The organism is Corynebacterium spheniscorum, from assembly GCF_900113445.1.
GTDB classification, from domain to species: Bacteria; Actinomycetota; Actinomycetes; order Mycobacteriales; family Mycobacteriaceae; genus Corynebacterium; species Corynebacterium spheniscorum.
Window position 1 is genome coordinate 110,107 of sequence record NZ_FOPJ01000003.1, and the last position, 24,633, is coordinate 134,739.

Annotated in this window: 19 protein-coding genes; 3 read left to right on the top strand and 16 right to left on the bottom strand. The window is 58.1% G+C overall.

Annotated features, from left to right (window positions below; genetic code table 11):
• Nucleotides 1-21: 21 nt before the first annotated feature.
• Genes BMZ01_RS03380 through rimM form a run of 3 tightly spaced genes read right to left on the bottom strand, consistent with a single transcriptional unit; the run spans nucleotide 22 to nucleotide 3,699 of the window.
• Nucleotides 22-2,343, bottom strand: coding sequence for a Tex family protein (locus tag BMZ01_RS03380; RefSeq protein ID WP_092284432.1), 2,322 nt, complete (start codon nucleotides 2,341-2,343; stop codon nucleotides 22-24).
• Nucleotides 2,344-2,359: 16 nt separating this feature from the next.
• Nucleotides 2,360-3,193: a tRNA (guanosine(37)-N1)-methyltransferase TrmD gene (gene trmD / locus BMZ01_RS03385; protein ID WP_092284434.1), complete on the bottom strand. Its 834-nt coding sequence runs from the start codon at nucleotides 3,191-3,193 to the stop codon at nucleotides 2,360-2,362.
• Nucleotides 3,193-3,699, bottom strand: a complete 507-nt coding sequence (gene rimM, locus BMZ01_RS03390; RefSeq protein ID WP_092284436.1) for a ribosome maturation factor RimM — start codon at nucleotides 3,697-3,699, stop codon at nucleotides 3,193-3,195. Before rimM ends, trmD begins: the two co-directional genes overlap by 1 nt.
• A 66-nt stretch (nucleotides 3,700-3,765) precedes the next feature.
• On the opposite strand from rimM, the gene deoD reads away from it, so the two are divergent.
• Nucleotides 3,766-4,494: a purine-nucleoside phosphorylase gene (deoD, locus tag BMZ01_RS03395; RefSeq protein WP_092284438.1), complete on the top strand. Its 729-nt coding sequence runs from the start codon at nucleotides 3,766-3,768 to the stop codon at nucleotides 4,492-4,494.
• Nucleotides 4,495-4,641: 147 nt separating this feature from the next.
• Here the strand turns inward: deoD and BMZ01_RS03400 are convergent, their stop codons facing one another.
• Genes BMZ01_RS03400 through BMZ01_RS03410 form a run of 3 tightly spaced genes read right to left on the bottom strand, consistent with a single transcriptional unit; the run spans nucleotide 4,642 to nucleotide 8,198 of the window.
• Nucleotides 4,642-6,258, bottom strand: coding sequence for a phospho-sugar mutase (locus BMZ01_RS03400; protein ID WP_092284440.1), 1,617 nt, complete (start codon nucleotides 6,256-6,258; stop codon nucleotides 4,642-4,644).
• On the bottom strand, nucleotides 6,255-6,899 hold the full coding sequence (deoC, locus tag BMZ01_RS03405) for a deoxyribose-phosphate aldolase (protein WP_092284442.1): 645 nt from the start codon (nucleotides 6,897-6,899) through the stop codon (nucleotides 6,255-6,257). The genes BMZ01_RS03400 and deoC overlap by 4 nt, the downstream gene beginning before the upstream one ends.
• A 15-nt stretch (nucleotides 6,900-6,914) precedes the next feature.
• Nucleotides 6,915-8,198 (bottom strand): thymidine phosphorylase, encoded by a 1,284-nt coding sequence (locus tag BMZ01_RS03410; RefSeq protein ID WP_092284444.1) that lies wholly within the window; start codon nucleotides 8,196-8,198, stop codon nucleotides 6,915-6,917.
• Nucleotides 8,199-8,541: 343 nt separating this feature from the next.
• Between BMZ01_RS03410 and cdd the strand changes: the two genes are divergently transcribed.
• Together cdd and BMZ01_RS03420 are read left to right on the top strand one after the other, a co-directional pair.
• Entirely contained in the window at nucleotides 8,542-9,012 is a 471-nt protein-coding gene (cdd, locus tag BMZ01_RS03415; RefSeq protein WP_092284715.1) for a cytidine deaminase, read from the top strand.
• Nucleotides 9,013-9,030: 18 nt separating this feature from the next.
• Entirely contained in the window at nucleotides 9,031-10,245 is a 1,215-nt protein-coding gene (locus tag BMZ01_RS03420; protein WP_092284446.1) for a NupC/NupG family nucleoside CNT transporter, read from the top strand.
• Nucleotides 10,246-10,251: 6 nt separating this feature from the next.
• Here BMZ01_RS03420 and BMZ01_RS03425 read toward each other — a convergent pair whose 3' ends face one another.
• The 10 genes from BMZ01_RS03425 to BMZ01_RS03470 form a co-directional block, all read right to left on the bottom strand.
• A complete protein-coding gene (locus BMZ01_RS03425) occupies nucleotides 10,252-11,193 on the bottom strand; it encodes a sugar-binding transcriptional regulator (RefSeq protein WP_092284448.1) in 942 nt (313 codons plus the stop codon).
• Nucleotides 11,194-11,279: 86 nt separating this feature from the next.
• Nucleotides 11,280-11,771, bottom strand: coding sequence for a 30S ribosomal protein S16 (rpsP, locus tag BMZ01_RS03430; RefSeq protein WP_092284450.1), 492 nt, complete (start codon nucleotides 11,769-11,771; stop codon nucleotides 11,280-11,282).
• Nucleotides 11,772-11,944: 173 nt separating this feature from the next.
• Nucleotides 11,945-13,564, bottom strand: coding sequence for a signal recognition particle protein (ffh, locus tag BMZ01_RS03435; protein WP_092284452.1), 1,620 nt, complete (start codon nucleotides 13,562-13,564; stop codon nucleotides 11,945-11,947).
• A gap of 39 nt (nucleotides 13,565-13,603) precedes the next feature.
• Nucleotides 13,604-15,700: a [protein-PII] uridylyltransferase gene (locus BMZ01_RS03440; RefSeq protein WP_223845860.1), complete on the bottom strand. Its 2,097-nt coding sequence runs from the start codon at nucleotides 15,698-15,700 to the stop codon at nucleotides 13,604-13,606.
• A complete protein-coding gene (locus BMZ01_RS03445; protein ID WP_092284454.1) occupies nucleotides 15,681-16,019 on the bottom strand; it encodes a P-II family nitrogen regulator in 339 nt (112 codons plus the stop codon). Before BMZ01_RS03445 ends, BMZ01_RS03440 begins: the two co-directional genes overlap by 20 nt.
• Nucleotides 16,020-16,051: 32 nt before the next feature.
• On the bottom strand, nucleotides 16,052-16,975 hold the full coding sequence (locus tag BMZ01_RS03450) for an AEC family transporter (RefSeq protein WP_223845861.1): 924 nt from the start codon (nucleotides 16,973-16,975) through the stop codon (nucleotides 16,052-16,054).
• A gap of 84 nt (nucleotides 16,976-17,059) precedes the next feature.
• The gene (locus tag BMZ01_RS03455; RefSeq protein ID WP_244887572.1) at nucleotides 17,060-18,550 is read right to left on the bottom strand and encodes a GntP family permease; all 1,491 of its coding nucleotides are present in this window, start codon (nucleotides 18,548-18,550) and stop codon (nucleotides 17,060-17,062) included.
• Between the two features lie 105 nt (nucleotides 18,551-18,655).
• The gene (ftsY, locus tag BMZ01_RS03460; protein ID WP_395890741.1) at nucleotides 18,656-20,650 is read right to left on the bottom strand and encodes a signal recognition particle-docking protein FtsY; all 1,995 of its coding nucleotides are present in this window, start codon (nucleotides 20,648-20,650) and stop codon (nucleotides 18,656-18,658) included.
• Between the two features lie 69 nt (nucleotides 20,651-20,719).
• A complete protein-coding gene (locus tag BMZ01_RS03465; RefSeq protein WP_092284460.1) occupies nucleotides 20,720-21,091 on the bottom strand; it encodes a hypothetical protein in 372 nt (123 codons plus the stop codon).
• 29 nt (nucleotides 21,092-21,120) lie between these two features.
• A complete protein-coding gene (locus BMZ01_RS03470; protein WP_092284462.1) occupies nucleotides 21,121-24,573 on the bottom strand; it encodes a hypothetical protein in 3,453 nt (1,150 codons plus the stop codon).
• Between the last annotated feature and the right edge of the window lie 60 nt (nucleotides 24,574-24,633).

A 24,633-nucleotide genomic window follows, 5' to 3' on the forward strand; every position in this document is an offset into this window, starting at 1 on the left:
TAGGCCTACACCTTTCAAACTCTAGAACCCAGCCTTCTTCAGGGCTTCCGCCAAGGCACTGTTCTGGGGTTTCTGGGCGCCTTGTTGGCCGCCACTTCGCCCAGCTTGTTGGCCACGTCCCTGGCCACGCCCTTGGCCCCGGTTTTGACCCCCGCGTTGGCCACCACGCGGCTTCTGCCGTGAACCACCGCTACGCGAACCAGCACCAGAATCACCAGATTCCGGCTCATCCTCCAGGCGCATGCTTAGCCCAATGCGCTGGCGATCCACATCGACCTCCAGCACCTTCACCTTCACTACCTGTCCGGAACGCACCACATCATGCGGGTCCTTAACAAAGTGATTCGCCATCGCTGAGACATGCACCAAACCGTCTTGGTGCACCCCCACATCCACGAAGGCCCCGAAAGCCGCCACATTGGTGACGGTGCCTTCAAGCACCATCCCCGGCTGCAAATCAGAGATCTTCTCCACGCCTTCTTTAAAGGTCGCGGTACTAAACTCCGGTCGCGGATCACGGCCTGGTTTATCCAACTCCGCAATAATGTCGCTCACCGTCGGCACCCCATGGATCTCATCCACAAAGTCTTCTGCCCGCAGGCGCTGCAACACCGAAGAGTTACCAATCAACTCCGCCACCGAGCATCCCGTAGCCTCTGAAATACGGCGCACCACCGCATAGGCTTCTGGGTGCACTGCTGAAGCATCCAAAGGCTCTGCGCCATGGATCCTCAAGAAACCTGCGCACTGCTCAAAAGCCTTCGGCCCTAATCGCGGAACCTTCTTTAATTCCTTGCGATTATTAAACTCACCGTGTTCATCGCGGTAGGCCACAATATTCTTCGCCAAGGTGGCAGTCACCCCAGCTACGCGCTCTAAAAGCGGCGCGCTGGCGGTATTGACATCCACCCCAACCGCATTCACGGCATCTTCCACCACACCATTAAGGGTTTTCGCTAAAGCCACCTGGTTCACATCATGCTGGTATTGCCCCACCCCAATGGACTTGGGATCAATCTTCACCAATTCCGCCAAGGGATCCTGCAACCGCCGCGCAATGGATACCGCCCCGCGCAAAGACACATCCATATCCGGGAATTCCTGCGCCGCGATCTCCGAGGCCGAATACACCGATGCCCCAGATTCACTGACCACCACCGGGGTAATCTTCCCACCGGCTTGCTTAATCAACCCCGCAACCTCGGCACCAAGTTTCTCGGTTTCCCGCGATGCGGTGCCATTACCAATCGCCATTAACTCCACGCGGTGCTGTGCACACACATGTGCCAGCTTTTGCACCGCCTCCGACCAGCGGTTCTGCGGTTGGTGCGGATACACAATCACGGTATCCAGCACCTTCCCGGTGCCATCAACCACCGCGCACTTCACGCCATTTCTAAACCCCGGGTCCAACCCAATGGTGGCGCGCTGCCCGGCCGGTGCCGCCAAGAGCACATCTCTTAAATTCTTCTTAAATACCTCCAATGCGCCTTCCTCAGCCTTTTCCTTCAACCGCATCCGCACATCCAAAGCCGAAGAAACCTCAAGTTTCGTGCGCCACCCCCACCGCACCGCATCCGCCACAAAAGAATTCGCGGTATCCACATCAAAATGCGAGGCAATCATCCCCTGATATTCGGCATCCTCCCCCGCATTCAGATTCAGCCGCAACACCCCTTCTTTTTCACCCCGCAACAACGCCAAAATCCGATGCGAAGGCAAATCCACAAAACTCTCCGAGAAATCAAAATAATCTCGGAATTTCGCGCCGCTGTTTTCCTGGCCTTCTACCACCGAGGCTTCCATCACCCCAGTGCGATACATCTTCTCGCGCACCTCCCCCACCAAATCCGCATCGGTGGCAAACTCCTCCACCAAAATCGCCCGCGCCCCCTCTTTCACAGCCTGCGCATCCGGGTAGGCCTCCGAGAAATACTTACTCAGATCCGCATCCTCAGATTCCACCAACTCCCGCAGTGCCGGCTCCAACCCGGCTTCCCGTGCGGCATCGGCCTTGGTGCGCCGCTTCTTCTTATAGGGCAGATACAAATCCTCCAGCCGCGCCTTGGTCTCACACCCCTCAATCAGCGCGCGCAGCGTCTCAGTGAGCTTCCCCTGCTCCTCAATCGCCGCGATCACCACCGCCTTGCGATCCTCTAGCTCCCGCAGATACCCGAGCCGCTCCTCCAGCGCGCGCAGCTGCGTATCATCCAGCCCGCCGGTCAGCTCCTTGCGATAGCGCGCAATAAAGGGCACCGTATTGCCCTCATCGAGTAGCTGAATCGCGGCACGAATATTTTCTGCAGGCACACCCAGTTCACGGGCGATGGTCGAGACAATCATCCCGCTGAGTCTACTATTAGCTTTGCTCGAGATCCGCCGGCGAGATAGTGCCTTCCTTCAGCGCCCGGGTTATCAGGTCAGGCCGCACCTTTTTTGTTCGCGCAACTGAGTTTGACTTACGGAAGGCCTCAATCAGCTTATGATTACCGCTGAGCAGCACTTCTGGTATCTCCAGGCCACGCCACACGCGTGGCTTGGTGTAGCAGGGTCCTTCTAAAAGCCCATCGGAAAAACTATCTTCCTCATGGCTACGCCGATTCCCCAACACCCCGGGGATGAGGCGCACAATCGCCTCGCTCATCACCAATACCGCCACTTCCCCACCGATGAGCACATAATCACCGATCGAGACTTCCCGCACGCGGTAGCGTTTCTTGGCGTCTTCAAATACCCGCTGATCAATCCCTTCATAGCGGCCACAAGCAAACACAATGTGCTCTTCGGTAGACCATGCCTGCGCATCAGCTTGGGTAAAAGGTGCACCTGCTGGGGTGGGAACAATCAGTAGTGGGAGTTCCGAGTCTTCCTTCGCCTCATAGGCTTTCGGCTCGATACCTTCAAGTTCATCATGACGCGGCCGATTTAAGTGCGCTTCCGCGGATTCCAGGTTCGCCGGTACCTTCTTTGCCGCCACATCATCTAAAGCCGGACCCCACACCGTGGGCATCATCACCATGCCGGGGCCACCGCCAGCTGGGGAATCATCTACCGAGCGGTGCTTATCTTCAGCCCAATTCCTGAGATCATGTACACCTACTTCTAGGCGGCCTTGTTCGATCGCCTTGCCCAATAGGGCGTGCCGCATGGGCTCTAGGTACTCCGGGAAGATCGTGATGACATCAATGCGCATTAGAGATCCAGCAGCCCTTCCGGCGGGTCAATGGTCACATGCCCGGTATAAAGATCAACCTCCGGCACAATCTGATGCACAAAAGGCACCAACGCTGTTTTCCCCCCAAGATCTACCTCTAATAAGGTGCCCGCCGGCCCATGCTGCACATCTGCTACTTCCCCAAGGTGTGCACCTTGAACATCCAGTACCTTTAGGCCAATGAGCTCATGATCATAGAAGCCTTCTTCATCTTCCTCCTCACGCTCTAGGGGCTCGGCGAAAAAGCGCATGCCGCGGAGGCTTTCCGCGGCGGTGCGATCCGGGATTTCCTCGAAGGTAATCAAAAGCCGATTCTGGTGCGCGCGCACCGCTTTAATGGTTAGCTGCGTTTCCTTATTACCCTGGCGGCCGGCTAAGACCTCGCCTAGGGCAAAGCGGATTTCTGGTTCATCGGTGGTGGGTTCAATGGCTACCTCACCTTTGATTCCATGCGGCTTGATAACACGCCCGATCATGAGTTCCATGGGCGTTACCTTACCGCGATAGCTAGCCTGGGAAGAGACACCCTGTTGAAAGGAAGCATCCCCGCCATGTCTAGCAACTCGCAGTCGCACGCCACCCCACATATTGACCCCAAGGGCCGCCCCATCGCGGAGACCGTGCTGCTGCCCGGCGATCCGCTGCGCGCCAAGTTCATTGCCGATACTTACCTCGAGGATGTTGTCCAATTCAACGAGGTCCGCAATATGCTCGGCTACACCGGCACCTATGAAGGCACCGAAGTCTCCGTTATGGGATCCGGTATGGGGATTCCCTCTGCTTCCCTCTATGCCTGGGAGCTCATTAATGTCTTCGGCACCAAGAAACTTATCCGGGTGGGCTCCTGCGGCAGCCTCCAAAAAGACATTGACACCTATGAGATCATTGTTGCCCAGGGGGCGTGTACGGATTCACGCTTTATTGAGCAATACAACCTACCTGGTAGCTACGCGCCCATTGCGTCATGGAATCTGCTCAATAACTTCCAAAAAGAAGCCGAAGCCAAGGGCGTGCGCACCCATGTGGGCAATATTCTTTCCTCCGATGTTTTCTATAACCCGGATAACACCGTCCCGGCGCGCTGGGCAGCTATGGGGGTACTTGGCGTAGAGATGGAATCTGCTGGGCTTTATGCGGTGGCGGCTTCCTGCGGTGCGGAGGCTTTAGGTGTGTTCACAGTTTCCGACAACTTAGTTACCGGAGCGCAAACCACTGCTGAGGAACGCCAAACCGCGTTTACCACCATGATGGAGCTGGCGCTGCCACTGGCCAGAGCCTAAGCTACTCGCGTTAAAAAATTTTTTTTAGGTGTGGCAAGCCCCAGCTTCTTGCTGGCGCTGAGCTGGGGTGCGCACCGCAACACACGGATCTCGGGGGAAGCAAAATAAATCCCGCACCACCTGTGAGTGCGGGATTTTTGGGTGGGGCTAGCTCAATGCACTGCGGAGATCCTTCAGCAGGCCCTGCATGCGCTGATCTGCGAGGGCGGGGTCCTGATCGATGGTCTCGAGGTAGCACTTGAGCTTCGGCTCCGTACCTGAAGGCCTGATAATGACGCGGGAATCATCGGCGGTGCGCAGCATCAGCCCGGGGGTGCCCGGTAGCCCATGGAAACCGTGTGCGAGGTTGGTGGTTTCCACGACCGGCGAGCCGGCGAGGTGTTGCGGGGGATGTGCCTGCACGCGCTGAAGAAGCGGCATGATCTGCGAAGAATCCTCAAACCTCAAGGTCAGCGGCTCGGTGCGGAAGTATCCGTACTTCTGGTAGATCTCATCTAGCTGCTCGAGGAGGGTCTTGCCGGTGGCGTGTAGCCGGGCGGCGAGGTCCGCCATCCTCAGGCAGGCACTAATGCCATCTTTATCGCGCACAAACTCCGGGTCCGTGCAATAGCCCAGCGCCTCTTCATAGCCGAAACTTAGCTGCGGCACCCGGCCAATCCACTTGAAACCAGTAAGCGTGGGTTCGCTTTTAAGCCCATGGGCCTGCGCAATATGGCTGAGCAGGCGGGAGCTCACAATGGAACAGGCCATGGTGCCGGATGCCTGTAAGGCCATGTCCTCACCCAACAGGGCACCCACATTATCGCCGCTGAGTTGCTGCCAAGAATCCCCGGTGCGTACCGCCACCGAGCAGCGGTCCGCATCTGGATCCAAGGCTAAGACGATGCCAGCGCCCTGCTGGGAGCCTTCTTCATAAGCCAAGTCCAAGGCCCCGGCTTCTTCCGGGTTGGGGAAAGCAACGGTGGGGAAGTCTGGGTCTGGTTGCTGTTGCTGCGCTACCGGATAGACCTTGCTAAACCCGACGCGACGCAGTGCCTCAACCAGCAGCGTGCCGCCCACACCATGCATGGCGGTGAGCACCATTGGGTAATCCGAGTTACCTTCCACCAGACTGCAGGTGCGCTGAAGATAGCGCTGAGTAACCTCATCTCCTAGCGGGCGGATGAGCTCTCGGTTACGGGGGACCTGGTCGGCTGGTGGGGCGGCAGCGATCTGCTCACTGATTTCTTTATCAGCCGGGGAGATGAGCTGCACGCCGCGCTGATAATCGTGCTCGCAGATACGCCCGCCGAGGTAGACCTTGTAGCCATTATCCGGGGCGGGATTATGGCTGGCAGTAATCATCACCGCGGCATCCGCCTTGAGATCACGGCAAGCAAAGGCCGTAATCGGGGTGGGCAGTTGGGCGGGCAGGAGATGCACAATGCAGCCGGCAGCCGACAGGGTTTCCGCGGTGGCCTGCTGGAAGGCGGCAGAGCCATGGCGGGCATCGCAGCCCACCACTACTTCTGGGCGTTCGACCTGGTTGTTCAACCAGGCTGCAAGCCCGGCGGTGGTGCGGGTAACGGTGGCAATATTCATGCCATTTTCCCCGGCGCGCACCCGCGCCCTTAAACCGGCGGTGCCGAAGCTTAAGGGGCCGGAAAAGCGATCTTCTAGCTCAGCGTGCTCGCCGCTATCGATAAGTGCCTGCAATTCCGCGCGGGCCTTAGGGTCAGGGTCGTGCGCGATCCATTGGCGGGCGCGCTCTATTACTCCACTCACTTAGAAGCACCCTTAATAATGGCTGCCGAGGCGGAGCACCCCAGGCGGCTAGCGCCAGCATCGATCATCTTTTGAGCAGTTTCAAAGTCGCGGATGCCGCCGGAGGCTTTAATGCCTAGCCGCCCACCCACGGCTTTGTGCATGAGTTCCACCGCATGCACGCTGGCGCCGCCGGCGGGGTGGAAACCGGTGGAGGTTTTGACGAACTCTGCACCGGCGCGTTCTGCGGCTAGGCAGCATTCGGTGATCTGTTCATCGCTGAGTGCAGCGGTTTCCAAGATCACTTTGAGTAAGACGTTCTTGGGGAGGGCTTCGCGTACGGCACGGATATCTGCTTCTACGGCGGCGAAGTCATTGCTGCAGGCGTGGGCGAGGTTAATCACCATATCGACTTCATCAGCGCCGCGCTTGGCTGAATCAGCTGCTTCGGCTGCTTTGATGGCGCTGTGGTGCGCGCCGGAGGGAAAACCGCACACGGTGGCGACTTTGAGGCCTTCCGGGACCTCTACTGGCAGCGTGCTAGGCGATACGCACACCGAGAAGGTTTGCAGGCGGGCTGCTTCTTCAACAAGTGCGCGGACATCCTCTGCGGTGGCTTCGGGTTTGAGCAGGGTGTGGTCAATGAAGGAGGCGATATTCATGGCTGGTATGGGCTCCTAGGAAATCTGGTCGAGGATGATCTGGCGTTTGGCAGGTGCTTGCTCACCGATGCTAATGCCAGGGGTGATGGATTCGATGGCGCGCTCGAAGCGTTCGGGGGTGTCGGTGTGCAGGGTCAGAAGTTTTTGGCCCTTGGTGACCTTGGTGCCGATCGGGGTGTGGATTTCAATGCCGGCACCTGCCTGCACCGGGTCTTCCTTCCGCGCACGCCCGGCACCCAGGCGCCAGGAACCAACACCCAAGGCCAGGGCATCGAGGTTGGTGATGTAGCCGTCTTGCTCGGCCAGAATCTCGTGGGTGTGCGTGGCGGTGGGAAGTTTCGCATTAGGGTCACCGCCTTGGGCGCGGATCATCTGGTTCCAGCAATCCATGGCGCGGCCATCGTTAAGGGCTTCTTCCACGTCGGCATCATGCACCCCGGCCATGTCCAGCATTTCGCGGGCAAGTGCGCAGGTGAGCTCACGAACATCGGCAGGTCCGCCGCCGGCGAGAACTTCTACTGATTCGCGGGCTTCCAGGGCGTTGCCGATAGTAAGGCCCAGCGGTACCGACATATCAGTCAGCAGCGCGCGGGTATTGACCCCAGCATCGGTGCCGAGGTCCACCATGGTTTGGGCAAGTTCGCGGGCCTGCTCGAGGTCTTTCATGAAGGCGCCGGATCCGACCTTGACGTCGAGCACCAAGCTGGCGGTGCCTTCGGCGATCTTTTTGCTCATGATCGAGCTGGCGATCAGCGGGATGCAGTCCACGGTGGAGGTGATATCGCGGAGCGCGTAGATCTTCTTATCTGCTGGGGCTAGACCGGAGCCTGCGGCAGCGACGACCGCGCCGGTTTCTTCGAGGATCTCGAACATGCGCTCATTGCTCATATCGGGGCTCCAGCCGGGGATGGCTTCGAGCTTGTCGAGGGTGCCGCCGGTGTGCCCTAAGCCACGGCCGGATAGTTGCGGGACGGCAATGCCGTAGGAGGCGACCAGGGGGCCCAGCGGGAGGGTGATTTTATCCCCTACCCCGCCGGTGGAGTGCTTGTCGGTGGTTTTCTTGCTGAGTTTTTCAAAGCTCATGGTTTCGCCGGTGGCGATCATTGCTTTGGTCCAGGTGACGATCTCCTCGCGGTTCATGCCGTTGAGGAAGATAGCCATATTGAGTGCGGCCATTTGTTCATCGCCGACGATGCCGCGGGTATAGGCGTCGATGATCCAGTTGATCTGGTCTTCGGATAGGACCTCGCGGTCTCGTTTGCTGCGGATGATGTCGACGGCGTCGAACTTCTCAGCCATGAGATGGGTTTCCCTTCTTGTCTCGGAGGCGTGGTGTCGACATTCGGTTGGTGGTCGGTCGTGGAGACCTCTGCTGCTGCGGCCTTCTTCGACAGGCTCTGCTTTGTTGGGCAGGTTCTGCTTTGTTGGGCAGGCATTGCCTTGGTTGGCAACGACACATAAGTGATGTCTTCTGGTGATGACATGCTTATCACTTCTTGGTCGTGAGTCGCACCACTTGCGTATTGGGCTGTGGTCCCATTATCATCCGGGGTAGAACAATTGTCAACTACACATTTTCCTTTTGTTCACAACGGATAGGTTTGGAACAGCGCTCGCGGTGGGGAATGCCCCGCAGTTGGGGATGCCCCAGCACCGGTGCACGGCTTGGGAACGAAGGGAAGAAAGGATCATCGTGGATCACGCCGCCCTCCTGACAGCGGCCCGCGAAGCCGCCCACAACGCTTACGCCCCCTACTCACACTTCCCGGTTGGGGCTGCCATCATCACCACCACCGGGGAAATCATCTGCGGCTGCAATGTCGAAAACGCTGCCTATGGTGAAGCGATCTGTGCCGAAAGAAACGCTATTACCACCGCGGTTGCTGCACTTGGCCCGAATATCCAAGTCGATACTGTCGCGGTCGTCGGACTCCAAGCCGCCCCCTGCTGGCCCTGTGGTGCATGCCGACAAGTACTACGCGAATTCAACTGCCGCGGCGTCATCGTTGAAGACGAAAGCGGCTCCCCCATTCAGCTACCTTTCGCCGACTTGCTTCCGCATTCATTTGGCCCAGAGGCTTTACACAGCCCTGATGACCACGGCGAACACTAACGGAAAGACGCAATTCTGATGGAACGCTTTCAAGGCCTCATCGGCATCATCTTGATCTTCGGCGTCTTAATCGCCTTCTCTTCCCATCGCCGCAAAATCAATTGGCGCACCCTCGGCGTGGGTATCATCCTCCAAATTGTTTTCGCGCTCATCGTGTTGAAGTGGGAGCCTGGATTCCATGCGCTCAAAGCCACCGCCGATGGCATCACCAAACTCATTGACTTCACCTCCGAAGGCACGAGCTTCGTATTCGGCCCGCTCTTCGGCGACAGTATTGGCTTCACCTTCGCCCTCAACGTTTTGCCGGTGATTATTTTCCTCGGCGCACTCATCGCCTTGCTCTACTACCTGCGCATCTTGCAATGGTTCGTTGAGATCGTCGGCACCGCACTTAATAAACTCCTAGGGACCTCGAAAATTGAGTCCGTGTGGGCTGCCACCGTGGTCTTCCTCGGGCAATCTGAAGCCCCACTGGTTATTCGTCCGTGGCTAAATAAACTCACCCGCTCCGAGCTATTTGCCTGTATGACCGGTGGTTTTGCCTCCGTTGCTGGTTCCACCCTGATCGGCTATTCGCTTTTGGGCGCACCACTTCCCTATCTCTTGGCCGCATCTATTATGAACGCACCTGGTTCGCTTATTGTGGCTAAAGCACTGATGCCGGAAACCGAAAAGTCCATTGCCTCGGTGGATGTGCGGCATATCCGAGATGAAGAAAATAAAAATGTTATCGACGCCCTCGGATCTGGCGCCATCGCTGGTGGTCGCATTGCTGTCACGGTGGCTTGCATGTTGATTGCCTTCATTGCGCTGATCTCCATGATCTCCGCACTCCTGGGTGGGATCGGGCATATCTTCGGTCAAGAAGGCTGGACCTTGGAAGGTCTATTCGGCTCGATTTTCGCACCACTGGCCTGGGCTATCGGTGTGCCGTGGGAAGAAGCTTCCATAGTCGGTAACTTCATTGGCCAAAAGACGATCCTCAATGAGTTCGTTGGCTACACCAGCTTCTCTGAGCACGTCGATACGCTTAGCCCCCGCGCAATTATGATCAGCACCTTCGCGCTGGCTGGTTTCGCGAACCTGTCTTCTATCGCCATTCAAATCGGTGCTTTCGGTGCGCTTTCCCCGGAACGCCGCAGCGATGTGGCACAGCTTGGCATGAAGGCACTCTTTGGTGGCTTCTGCACCAATATGCTCAACGCCGCCATCGTGGGTGTGGTCGCCCTCTAAGGCAACCTAATCCACAATGTCCTGCGCAGTTTCTCGGTCAATCACCAAATGGGTAGCCAACCCCATGCGCAGGGCAACCTCGATGGCTTCTGCTTTCCAGCGCCCACCAGCAACTAAAATGCGGGTGGGCCGCGAAGCTAAGGCATCGAGGCTAATGCCCACGGTCCGCTCATCGACACTAGGTAGTGCGATCTGACCATCACGGGTATAGAAACGCGAACATGCATCTCCTACCGCAACACGGGAGAGCTGTTCGCGTTCTTCTTCGCTGAGGTACCCCAAAGACATAGTCAGGGCATCGACATGGGTATGCCCCACCGTGAAGATCACGATATCGGTATGCGCGCCCAGTTCTAAGAGCTGTTTAATATGGCGGTCTTTTTCCACCACCCGCTTGGTTTCAGCGTTATCGAAGATCACCGGAAGCGGCAGGGTGCGGGCATAAGCATCAAATGCTCGACAAAACAGGTTGATGGTTTCAATATCATTGGTGGAGGATTCGGTATAGCTCATTCCGCCTTTGAGCTGCACAATCTCCACACCACGGCGACTGGTTGGGGTTAAGGCTCGTGCGACTGCGAACATCGTGGTGCCCCAACTAACACCGAGTAGGTCACCATCTTTCACGCGTTCTTCTAATACCTCTGCCCCGGCACGGCCGAGTTCTTTGAGGAGCTGTTCCTGATCGCTGCGGGCAGTGGCCACCACGCGGGCATCAGTCAGGCCGTATTGGCCGAATTTTTCCAGTAGCTGGGTGGAGATCTCTCCGCCTTGTTCGCGGGGGTCATGGATCTCGATGGTGACAAAGCCACGATCTTTGGCGTGCGCGAGTAGGCGTGCGGCAGTAGGTCGCGAGACCCCAATCTCTGCGGCAACTTCGGCCTGGCTGAGGCCGGCTTCATAATAGAGTTTGACGGCTTTCAGAGCCTGCTCATCACGCTCATCCATGAGGTTGATCCTAACAATGCGAAAGCAAAAGCACCGACCTTAGTCCAGGTCGGTGCTTTAACTTGGTGCGATATTAATCGCGAAGATTATTCAGCGGCTTCTTCGGAAGCAGCTTCCTCAGCCTTTTCAGCGGCCTCAGCCTTTTCAGCGGCTTCCTTCTCGGCAGCAGCCTTGGCTTCCTTTTCTTCCTTAGCCTTGCGCTTCTTCTCGGTGATGGCTTCCACGGAGGGGCCATTGTTGGCTTCAGCCAAAGCTTCGTTGAAGAGTTCCAGCTTGGACTTCTTCTCTTCGGCCACCTTGAGGGTACCTTCGGCACCCGGCAGGCCCTTGAACTTCTGCCAGTCGCCGGTCACCTTCAGCAGAGCCAGCACCGGTTCGGTCGGCTGTGCACCGACACCCAGCCAGTACTGGACACGCTCGGAGTCGATCTTGATGACAGAGGGATCAGCCTTCGGCTCGTAGACACCGATGTTCTCGATGACCTTGCCATCGCGGCGGGTGCGAGCATCAGCGATGATGACGCGGTAGTGCGGGGTACGGATCTTACCCAGGCGCTGGAGCTTGATTTTGACAGCCATGTATATATTCCTTTTCGCGGTCACCGGGCAGTACAGGCGCTCACCTTTTGAAGGAAAGTGAGCCGGTTCAGCCCTTGGATTTAACCTGCGCGTGACAAACCCCGGCCGACCGTAGTCGGTGACGGTGTGACGCAGGAAAGTTGCTCACTTAAAGCAACCCGAGGGATTTTACCCTATTTCTTCTTCCGGTTGAAGTCGAGGTTATTCAGGTCGATATTTTCCATGCCCTTCGGCATTTTCGGCATACCCGGCATCCCAGGGATATTGGGCATACCCGGCATCCCAGCACCACCCTCCATTTGTTGTTGGAGTTGCTGTAGCTGCGCCATATCAGGCATGCCCGGCATGCCCTGAGGCATCTGTGGGCGACGCTGCTTCGCGGGCTTACGCTTACCGCCCTTACCGCGACGCCCCTTGGGCTTCTTCTTGGTGGCACTGCGGCCAGCTGGGCCCATGCCGAATTGGCCGGCCATCTTGCCCATCATCTTCTTGGCTTCGAAGAAGCGTTCCACCAGTTGGTTGACATCGGAAACCTTCACACCGGAACCAGCGGCAATACGCTTACGCCGCGAAGCGTTCAGGATCTTCGGGTTGGCTCGCTCTGCCGGGGTCATACCGCGGATGATCGCTTGGATTCGGTCGAGTTGTTTTTCATCGACCATGTCGGCCATCTGGTTCATCTGCTTGCCACCAGGCAGCATCTTCAGCAGATTGCCGATTGGACCCATGCGGCGGATCATCAGCATCTGATCCAGGAAGTCTTCCAAGGTGAGCTCACCGGTACCAATCTTCGCCGCAGTTTCCTGCGCCTTTTCTTGGTCCAGCATCTGCTCGGCCTGCTCGATGAGCGAAAGCATATCGCCCATGCCCAGGATTCGGCTGGCCATCCGCTCCGGGTGGAAGACATCGAAGTCATCCAGTTTTTCACCGGTGGATGCGTACATGATCGGCTTGCCGGTGACCTCACGGATGGACAGTGCCGCACCGCCGCGGGCATCACCATCAAGTTTGGTTAGGACCACGCCCGTGAAATCAACGCCATCGCGGAAGGCCTCGGCGGTGGTGACCGCATCTTGACCAATCATCGCGTCAATAACGAAGAGGACTTCGTCCGGGTTCACCGCATCACGGATATTGCGGGCCTGGGTCATCAGGGTTTCATCGATACCCAAACGGCCGGCGGTATCCACGATCACCACATCGTGCTGCAAGCGGCGGGCTTCTTCGATACCGCGGCGAGCCACATCAACTGGGTCACCGTGGGAGGTGCCCATTTCATGCTCAGAGGAATCAACAGAGGTACCGGGGTCCGGCGCGAAGGTGGGTACCCCAGCGCGTTCACCGACGATCTGCAGCTGTTGCACCGCACCGGGGCGCTGCAAGTCGCAGGCCACCAGCATGGGGGTGTGCCCCTGCTTGCCGAGGTGGTGGGCTAATTTACCGGCCAGTGTGGTTTTACCGGCACCTTGAAGACCCGCCAACATAATGACGGTGGGTGGGTTCTTCGCTAGCTGCAGGCGACGAGTCTCCCCACCCAGGATTTGGATGAGTTCCTCATTAACAATCTTGATAACCTGCTGGGCCGGGTTGAGGGCCTCGGAAACCTCGGCGCCCGCGGCACGCTCCTTGATGCGCTTAATGAAGCCGCGTACCACGGTGAGCGAAACGTCAGCCTCTAAGAGGGCGAGACGGATTTCGCGGGCGGTGGCATTAATATCGGCCTCAGTGAGGCGGCCTTTGCCCCGCAGTCCACTGAGGGCACCGGTCAACCGGTCGGACAAAGACTCAAACACGTTGGATTCTCCTGAGGTTTGTGGTCAGTTCTAACCGCTTTATGTTAGCCGCTCTCGAACAGCTCTCTCCACCGCGGCCCGATCTGGGTGGGATTCTAGGCGGCAGGTGGTGATCAAAGTACTGCCGCGTTTCTTCATCACCAGCCACTTCAACTGCGGTAAAGCGGCAATGAGATTGGCAAGCGCACCGGGGCGATCCACAGTGCGGATATCCAGCACATTGCCATGCCAATAGGTAGCGGTGGGGGCTGGCTGGGCTTTGGGGGTACGCACATGTACCCGCGAGCTATAGGCCTGGGTGAATTCCACTGGATCTGGTGGGCTCCCGGTAGTGCTTCGCACATCGAATTCTCCGGCATAGTGCCCAGCATCAGCGTTAATGCGGGCACCGGTGATGCTCCAGGCTTTGGCTGCGATAACCGCCAAGACTTCTTGGGGGTCCTCCCCTGCCCAGTGCACGGTATCGCGGTCTTCATGGGTGCGCAGCTCGGTATCTTGAGGTGCTGCAACCATCGGAGGCATGGGGTGCAAGGTGCGTAATTGGGTGCGGGCCCGGGAGCAAAGAATGCGGGTGGCGGATTCTAGGCGGGTATTCCACACCCCGGGGCCAGTAGCTTGGGCATCTGCTTCGGCTAGAACCTCGAGCATGTCCAAGATGAGTAGGTCATAGTGCACGGCATCAAGAAGCTGATCGACGGGCTCATCATCATAGGGGTCGCAGCGAGCGGCTAGTCGGGCGATGGTGGTGTGCTCTGCTACCAGGGTTTGAACGCAGCGGCTAGCGCGCGGATTAAGACCTAGGGTTTGGGCCATGCGGGCTGCGTACTCCGCACCTACTTGTTCATGAGGACGGTCATAGCCTTTGCCGATATCGTGGAAAAGCGCTGCTAGGGATAAGAGATCGGGTCGTGCTACGGGGCCTCGAAGACGCGCTTCAGCACACAGTGCAACACAGTTGACGAGGTGTTGATCAATGGTGTGGATGTGGGTGCGTTCGCGCGGTAGGCGATCGCGAATATGATCCCAGCCAGGAATTAAAGAACCCCATAGTTCTTGGCGGTCAAGCATCCTGATGATCTCTACTAGGTGTTCTGGGGCGCTTAAAAGCGAGAAGAAGTCCTCCACGGCGTTGCGTGGCCATCGTCCTTCTGGCATGGGTGGGAGTTTCTTTAGCTGCTCCCAGATATTTGGGTCGATTTTTAATCCGGTGCGTGCGGCTGCGGCAGCAAAGCGAAGCAGCAATGTGGGGTCGGAAAGATCTGCTTTTTTCGCTAGCGTCAACTCGCCTGCAGCTTCCACCACGTCTTTGTCTACCGGCATGCGTGGGGCCCGCCGCAGAATTTTCTTCCTTCCCAGCAGAGCTCGGGAAGCAGCCATAGCCTGGGTTAATGCCTCATCAATATCGCGAGCGGCATTGCCTAAAGCTGCCGAAAGCTCATAGCGGTCCGGGAATCCCAAAGGTTCGGCAATCGCGGCGGCGAATTCGGGGTCGAGGACATCACGGTGGCGGCGAGCATCGGCGTGTAACAGCACGCGGGTATCGAGCAGGAGTTTCTTCGAGGAGTTCAGCGGCGGAATATCACATAGATTCGCTAGCGCTAGGGCATGCATTAGCTCGAGATCGCGCAGTCCCCCGCGCCCATTTTTAAGATCCGGGTGCGTCATGGTCACCACGGATCCGGAGCGCCGCCAGCGGGCGATCGCGGTGTCGACCAGTGCTTCGAAGTTCCGCGCAATTTCGCGGCGCCATTGTTTGAGAGTTTTTTCTCTAGCCTGTTGGGTTAATTCCGCGTCCCCACGCAGGTGCTTCATCTCCAGCATGGCAAGGGCGCTGGTTGAGTTTGCGTTCAGCAGGCTGGCGCACTCAGCGGGTGTTCGCAGGGAATAGTCCACGCGAAACCCGGCATCCCATAGCGGGTACCAGAGGCGCTCTAGTTCTTGATCTGGCGGCGGGGTGGGCCCGTGGATCAGCAGCAGATCCAGGTCCGAGTAGGGGGTCATTTCCTCGCGCGCTAAGGACCCAGTTGCCACTAGTGCGGTGCCTTGGGGCAACGCCAAAGTGTCAATCACGGCGAGGGCTTTGGCTTGGGATTCCTCGCGTAGTTGGCTGGGCGACTTAGACAGCTGAGGAGCCACGCTCGCCGGTTCTTACTCGAATGACCTCTTCAACGGCGGTGACCCACACTTTGCCATCACCGATTTTTCCGGTGCAGGCGGCATCCACGATGGCTTTGACGACATCTTCACTGTGGTCATCGTCGGTGAGGACTTCGACTTTAACTTTGGGGACGAAGTCGGTGGCGTATTCAGCGCCGCGATAAACCTCAGTGTGGCCGCGTTGTTGACCAAAACCTTGGGTTTCGCTGACGGTCATGCCGCGCACCCCCAATTGTTCGAGTGCTTCGCGGATGTCATCGAGGGTAAAGGGCTTGACCACAGCGGTCACGAGTTTCATAGCGGGAAGGGTCCTTTCGCGCGGCGTTGAGTTCATCTTAAAGCAAGGGTGATCAATAAAATGACTGGCACACATGCCATGGAGGTAACCAGCGCACAATCACGGGCCTGAACTAGGCCGGTGCCGACGTGGCGGGCATAGCGTGAGCTGAAGATAAAAACATTCTGCGCGGTCGGTAAAGCGGCCACCACCACTGCTGCTAGCAGCGCTTGGTCTTCCAAGCCCAGCAACACTGCTGCCCCGAAAGCAAGCGCGGGGTGGACGACGAGTTTCAGTACCGATGCCAGTGCTACTGCCCGGCGCGGGGAGATGCCGCGGCGCAACATGGGTGCCCCGTACATGGAGATGCCAAACACGATCAGTGCCAGCGGGATAGCGGCATACCCGATCTGGTGGATGGGGTCCATGATGACATGCGGGGGTTGCCATGGCAGCAGGGACAAGGTGATGCCGATGACTGCGGCGATGGTCATGGGGTTTTTCAGGGGCGTCCACCAATGCGATCCAGCGCTTCTGGTCATGGTGTCGAAAATGCTGAGGCACAGCGGGGCGTATCCAGCGATTTGGAAGAGAAGGGCTGGCACCGCGACGGTGGGATCACCAACAACTGCCACGACGATCGGGATACCTAGGTTGGCGACATTGTTGTAGCTAGAGGCCATGGCGCCGCTGACTAATTCTGGGCCGCGTTGGCCCAGCAGTGGGCGGGCTAAAAGCACATAGAGGATGCCCGTGAGCAGTGCGGATGTGGCTGCGACGAGGAAGGGTTTGCCGAGGATGTGGGTGCTATCGCCATCGGCGAGGGTGCTGATAAGCAGGCAGGGCATGGCGACCCAGAAGACGACTTGGTTGAGCACTTTGCCGCCGCTGGTCCCTAAGATGCCGGAGCGGCCTAGCATCCAGCCGGTGAAAATTATCAGCGCGACGGATGCGAAGCCGCTCAGTACATCAGACATGCTCTCTATTAGACCACCTCGGTCTATGCGCGGGGGGTGGCTAGTGCCGGGGTGGTTGCTTGCGGGGTTGCTACCTGCGGGGCCCTAGACAAAGAGTGAGAGCAGCAGGGCGAAGAGGAGGCCCATGAAGGCAACCAGGGTTTGCACAGTCATGTGCGTCTTGGTGGCCTGGCCAAGGGTCATGCCGAAGGATTCCTTCACGAACCAGAAGCCTGCGTGGTTGACCCAGTTAAAGGAGATGGAACCAGAGCCGATCGCGATGACCACCAGGGAGACATAAGCCGGGGGCATACCTACGACCAGTGGGGCAAGGATGCCGGTGGCCGACACAATGCCCACCGTGGCGGAGCCAGTGCAGAAGGACAAAATGGTGCCGATGAGCCAGCCGAGCAGGATGTAGTTCATATCCAGGTGGCTGGTGACCTCCACGATGGCATCACCGATGCCGGAGGATTTCAGGACCTTGTTGAACATGCCGCCACCGGCGATGATGAGGGCCACGCCGGCAACCGACCCGAGGGAAGCACCGAAGGTCTTGCGGATACGGGAACCACTCATGCCGCTGGCGAAGCTAAGAGCCACGGCAGCAAAAAGCACTGCCAGGAACATGGCGACGGCAGGGTCACCGATTACGCCAGCGAATTCCACCAGTTTTTCGTTATTGGGGGCGAGCAGCTGAACCAGGGTTTCCACCAGCATGAGGACCACGGGAACCAGGACGCACACGAAGCTCAACCAGGTGGGCACGGTGCGTAGGGGTTCTTCATCTTCTTCCCCATGATCGCTATGAGCCTTGGCGCGGGCTTCTTCTTTCAGCGCAACGGCAGAGCCTTTGCCTGCCATGGCAGCTTCCACGGTGGTGCCGGTGTATTGGCGGATGAGGTCCTTGCCCGGTTCCAAATCAATCCGCGGAGCAATAAAGCGAGCATAAAGCGGGCCGGCGACAATCACCGAGGGAATGGCGCAGATCAGACCAAGGCCAATGGTGAGGCCCGTATTAGCTCCCAGGCCATTGACGGCGATAACGGGACCGGGGTGCGGCGGCAGCATGCCGTGGAGGCAGGATAGCGCTGCAATGGCGGGGATGAGGATGCGAAGATACCAGGTCTTGGGGCGACCAGCGGCGACTTCTAGTCGCAGGGCGACCGCATAGATGACCGGCATCAGAACGACGAGGCCGACCTCGAAGAACATGGGGATGCCAATGAGGAAGGCAACTGCAGTCATCACCCACGGTGCGGTTTTGGGTGAGCTGTGTTCAATGACGAGGTCGGCGAGACGACCAACGGCGCCGGAGTCTGCGAGCAGGCGGCCGAGCATTGCGCCGAAGAACACCACCAGGCCGGTATGGCCCAGGCTGCCGCCTGCGCCTTTGATGAGCAGGTGGGGTACTTCTGCATAGGGCATGCCCGCCGCGATCGCGGCGACGAAGGAGACAGTAGTAAGGGCCAGGAAGGGGTGCATTTTGGTGCGCCAGTTGATCAAGAAGACCAAGAGGGCAATGGAACACCCGAGAACGACCAGAAGGTAGGTGGGCGAATGCGTCATGGATAAAACATAAACCCAGAGATCCATGGTTGAGGGATCTCGACTGTGCAATTACCCCTATCTAAGGGTAATTAGTCACAGTAAAACAACGAGACGTACGTACATCCACAACGCTGATTCACCCGAATAGTGTTAGCGTTTGCTGCCCAGCAGTGCGTCGACGAAGCCTTCAACTTCGAAGGGTGCCAGGTCATCGGCACCTTCGCCGAGACCAACGAGTTTCACCGGCACACCGAGTTCTTCTTGGACCCTAAAGACGATGCCGCCCTTAGCGGTGCCATCGAGTTTGGTGAGTACAACACCGGTGATATCCACGACATCTCGGAAGATTCGAGCTTGCATCAAGCCGTTTTGGCCGACGGTGGCATCAAGAACCAAGAGGACTTCATCGACCTTGGCTTTCTTTTCGACTACTCGCTTCACCTTGCCGAGCTGATCCATCAACCCTTGGGAGGTATGTAGGCGCCCAGCGGTATCCACGAGCACCACATCGGCATGTTCTTCCACGCCACGGGCCACAGCATCGAAGGCGACGGATGCTGGGTCAGCGCCTTCTTTACCGCGCACGGTGGTGGCACCTACGCGACGGCCCCAGGTTTCTAGCTGGTCAGCTGCCGCAGCACGGAAGGTATCGGCGGCACCGAGCAGCACCTTATGTCCCATGGAGGTCAGCACGCGAGCAAGTTTGCCGGTGGTGGTGGTCTTGCCGGTGCCGTTGACACCCACAACCAAAACCACTGCCGGCTTGCCTTGATAGGGCATGGCCTTAATGGAACGGTCCATATCCGGGCGGCCGGCGTCGATCAGGGTTTCGCGCAGCATAGCGCGAGCCTCAGCTTCAGAGGACACACCGTGGGCTGCGATCTTTTCGCGAAGTTGGTCAACAACTTCAGCGGTCACGCTGGCACCGAGGTCCGCCATGATGAGCGTGTCTTCGATTTCTTCCCATGCGTCCTCATCGAGGTCACCGGCGGTGAGAATACCGAGCAGGCCCTGGCCGATCGCATTTTGGGAACGCGATAAACGACCACGGAGGCGACCAATGCGGCCGGCCGCCGGAGCAATGTCATCAAGCTGCTGCGTTTCGGGGACTGGAGCAACTTCAGTCTCAGCACTGGGTGCCGGGTGAGGTTCAGCGAGTGCAGCTTCTGCGCCTTCAACGGTGCTTTGGGCTGCTTCTGCGGCTTCGTGGGCTTCCTGTGCTTGAGGTTTCGGTTCCGGGGTATCCGCTACCTGAGGTTGTGCTTCGGCTGCTTCAGGTTCTTGTGGCTCCGGGGTATCCGGAACAGGCGGTACTGCGGCAGCTTCGGGCTCAAGATTTTCGGCAGGAGTGCGGTCAGTGACCGCTTCGGAGCCTGCGGTTTCGCTGGCTTTAGCGCTGCTATCTTCGGCCATCACGATGGGAGCGGAGGCTTCTTCAGCTGCTTCCTCGGATACTGCCTCGGTACGCGGCTCCGAAGGCACGGTCGGTTCGGCGGCCGGTTCGGCCGGTTCTGCCGGTGCCTCAACCTGCGAATCTTCGGGCATCACGATGGGTGCCGAAGCAGCTTCTGCTTCTTCTTGCACTACAGGTGCCGGTTCCGCTTCTACTTCGGGTTCCGGTTTAACCTCTGTCGCAGGTTCAGCAACGGCTTCAACCTTGGTATCTTCATCCCGATCTTCGGGCATGACGATCGGAGCAGACGCAGCTTCAGTTTCTTCTTCGACCACCGCTTCTTCGGTTGGGGCTAGTGGCTTTTCCTCAGCAGCCTTAGGTGCGGGGGTTTCCGGCTTGGCCGGGGTTTCCAGCTTCACCGGCATGGAAGCTGCGTTGCTCTCCCCTACTCCAGGTTGTGCCTTGGGCTTGGCTTCCTGATGCAGCTGTTGATTCGCTAAAAGTTCCGGCTCCTTCTTGGCCGGCCCGGTAGCAGCGTCGGTAACTGCAGGAGCGAAATTAAATCCGCCCTTCGCCTGATAATCACCCGACTTCTCCTCTCGAGTCAGCTCTTTAGGAGCCTCTTCTTTGGCAAAGCGAACGGTCTTAGCTTCACGCCGTTTCTTCCCCACCAGCACCACAATGACGAGCAGGATAAGAATAACGACGGCGGCAATAATGCCAACTGTCATCCAGGAAATCGTAGGAGTCATGTTCTCCATAGTGGCAGCTTCGGGAAATTTTCACACCCCACCGCGCGAATTACCCCCAACGCTGCACACTTAAGGACGCCACTGGCAAGCAGCATCCGCGCCAGGCTCTAGGTGCCCTTCATTGGTGGAGCCATACCAATAAACACCCTCCGGCAGCGCGGAGACCACTGTCTTTGTTACCGCGCGCAGATCAGTATCCGCTGGCGCTTCGCAGTTGATGACCACGCGCTGCAAAGATTCTTCGATGGGCAAGTGGCCTTCTTTTTGTTGGTATTCCGCCAACAACATATTGTCCGGCTGACAGGAGAATTCAATAATCTCCGCGGAGGATTCAGTGACCTTGATGCCTGATGCCGTGAGGGCATCAGCAACCGTGGGCGCTAAGGTATCCCACGCTTTATCCGCCAAGAGCACATTCAAATCGACGCTAATTTTTTCCATCACACACTCCTATCTGAGCAACTGCGGCACTAACCAGCAATCCCTGGGTAGCGGGCTGCCAACACCATTGCTTCTGCGGAAATAATATCGCCGGTCACCAGCTCTGGAACCACATTCGCCAGACGCGACCAACCTAAAGCCGCCTTGTCCAAAGTCTTGGACTTACCCATCAGCCCATGAGCATGCAGGCGCGCAGATAAAGCGAAGACCAAGGAAACCACCGGCGCTAACGCCCAGGCGTTCTCGCGGGCTTCGGTATTAACGCCATCGAGTTTGTCGAAGCGGATACGTGCACAGGCATAAAGCGAACGATCATTACCGCGCAAGGCCCGAAGCAGCGTGACAGCAGGCTTGATGAGGTCCTCACTGGTAAGGAGTTCAATGAGCTCCTCGCGTTTCTTAAAGCACTCAAACACTGCCATCAGGCGGGCAGAGTCTTGCATCATTGCGCCGGGAACGATGCCCGCGTTGGCGAAGAACATCTGCAACAAGGTGTCTTGCTGCGTGGCATCCATCCGCGCAATGGCCACTGTGGACTGGTCAATGCACGCCGAATCTAGGGTCTTATCGCGCCCGGTGGACAAGGTGTCAACGAGTTCCTGTCCGACTACCTCACCCACGCGCTGCACGCGTTCGCGAAGTTCACTACGAGGGGTCTCGCCATCTTCCACGGCTTTCCACACGCGCGGAAGTTGGCCGAGCAATTCCATCGCTCCGATCCATGCGGTGCGGTGTACCTCGGAGTCGCTGAGCAACTCCAGGTCAGTAGCGAAGGGCTTATTGACAAGCCCCGCCGCGATTATGCGTCCGGGCTGTTGGTCTGCTGGCACCAAAGAATCAGACAGTGCTCGTAGCGCCGCACCTGGGTGTGCTCCCAGTGCATCCAGGATTGCAGCCCGGTTGGTGGAAACCTCCACGTTATCCCACAAAATAGGCATGACCTGCGGGTCCGTGGGGGCTTCTTCAGCTTCGCCGCTTAAGAATGCGGACAACTCAGCCAGTGCTGGCGGCTGTGCCTTGAAGTACCCTGCTTGTTCCACCGTGAAAGCATTTGGCCCAGGCACCTGCGGGGCACGCAGCACCATGAAGGGATCATCGGTGAAAATTTGGACCGCTAGTGGGCCGGCTTCTAAGAACTGTTCTGGTAGCTCCGTTTTTGCGCTTATCGAGATCTTTTCCCCTGGCTCCCAGGGTGCACTCATCGGCCACAGCCACGCACCCAACATACGGTCTTCTGCTAGATCATCGAAGATCAAATAACCATCTTCAAGGTGCACCCCGGTGGCATGCGGGCTGCTAGTCAGTTGCGCCAAGGACACCGAAATACGACGATCGGCGCTGCGATCAGTCCACTCAAACTCCAGGGAGCCTGAAGGTAGTACCGCGCAACTGGCAGCTAGCTCCTTCATCGCCGCGGTATAGGTACGCCCACCATCTTCGGTGGTGAGTTTCAAGGTACGCAGTGGCGATCCATGCTGATTGCGTACCGCAATCTTGGGATCACCCATGTCCTTCGTGCCGCGAATCCTCAAGGTGCCTTCCGCATCGAAATCCCGCGGCAGGCAACTAAACCGGGAGGCACGCCACATTGGTGGATGAGTGACCACCGGAACTTCCACCGTCAGTCGAGAGGGCGTGAAGCGCAGCGGTAGACAGTCTCCCGCCTCGGTGCTGATCACGAATTCAGCCGATGCCTGATCCGCTGGAACATGCACTACCTCAGGGGATACCTCAAAGGGCTTTTCCCCATTGTGGCGGATATGCAGTCGCGCTTCGCTTAGCCCGCCTTGGGCGGGAATGCGGAAGGAACGGCAGGCCCCCAAAATTTCCTGGGTGGCGTGCATTCCTTCGACTAAGGCGAATTGGTGACGGAAGGATTCATTTCGCGGGCCGCGTAAACGAATGAGGTACTCCCCTACCCAAGGAGCGTCATAGGCTTCCGGGTCGAAGATCATAAAGCTTCCGCCTTCGGCTGGAACTTCGATGGCCTCCGGTTCAGAAATTTCTTCACCGATGCGCCCCGCGCCGGCATAAGAAGAAATAGATAGCCACCAGGTTTCGGTGTCACCGGAGAGAGTGGGTGGGAAATCGACGTGCAAAGAATCGTCGTAGAGCGGCAACCCCGTTGAGGTAGTGACCCCGGGGATCGGGGCGCTGGGGTTGCGGAAACGTACCCGGCGGCGTGGATCCACGCAGCGAAGCCGGTGCATGGGTGAAGGTTGTTGGCCAGGCCGCAAAACCTGCAGGCTAGCTGCTGTAGAAAGGTCTAGTTCGACACCACGCCAACCATCCCATCCGCGGATTGCAAATTCATTGGCGGTAGGGATGTCTTCTCCGGTGACCACATCCACAAAGGTGGAGTCTTCCGGGGCAATTGCGATGACCGCGGAGTGGTGCAAGGACTCTTTATCAGAAAGATTTTCCCCGTTGACTGCAGCAAATAGCAGCACCGGATCTTCGCTGTCGATAATCGGCACAACCCAGGTGATGGAGTGCGATACGTCTTGGACAGTCAGCTCGCGAACCTGGTGCTGCAAAGTGATATCGAGTGCTTCGGCGTAGGTGGGTTCACCCCACGGGCGGCCGGTGCGAAATACTCGTGTGGTTCCTTCCAGGCTTACCCGCCAAGAGACCACATCATTTTCGGCCACCCGCTGCTGCGGCAGCCGAAGTCGGATGCGTTTAGCGGCACCGTCGAAAATAATGCGCGGTCGTAGTTCGCGGGTGGCTACTCCTACCGCCGAAGCGCGGTCGGCGGTCCCGGCGGGGCGTTCGCGAAGTTCCGCGGTGACTGCTTCAGCTACGAGAACTGGGAGCCTCGGGCGTAGATGTGTGCGGTCACGGTCTAGCCAAGAGCTGGGATGCTGCATGCTGAATTCCCGCAGCGCCACGATGCCTTCTAGAATCTCGCGCTGCTTTTCCGGGAAGAGTTCGTAGCTACGACGAAGCACAGGAAGGTCTTCTTCCAAGACAGCATCAATATCGCCTTCATGACGATCCAAGGCTTCCAATACCGCGGGGATCTCAGCTGCCGTGAGACCACCGGTGTGAGCGAAGATCAGGTCCGTCGGAGAAGCACCTTCGACAACGGCCAGCCCGGCGCGCCGGATTAATTCCGGGGCGTCATGTAGAAGGGTGGCTTCGCGTTCCTCATCGGGGTGTAATCCCAGTCCTACTAGGTAGTCATGGAGGAAGGTGTCGTGTTCGCTATTGTGCGCTGCCCAGGAGATCAGAGTGACGCTGAGCATCGCTGGGGTGACGTTCATCAACGCGCCCATGTCCGCGCCGGCTGCTAGTTGGCGGGCGAGGAAAATTCCGTAGAAGCGTTCGAGCTTTTCTAATTTGTCATTGCCCCACCCGCAGTCTGGGAAATAGGGGTGCTTGGCGAGCATGCGGGTGAGGTTGAGCTCGGTTTGTGAAGCCCATCCGAGAAGTGTGTCCGTGGGGTCGGCAAAGGGTGTCGCGAACTGTGAGTCACTCATGATGTGTCTTGCTGTGGGTCCCTCTAGAAGTTATGTGGGCTGGGTTAAAACGGGGGCGTT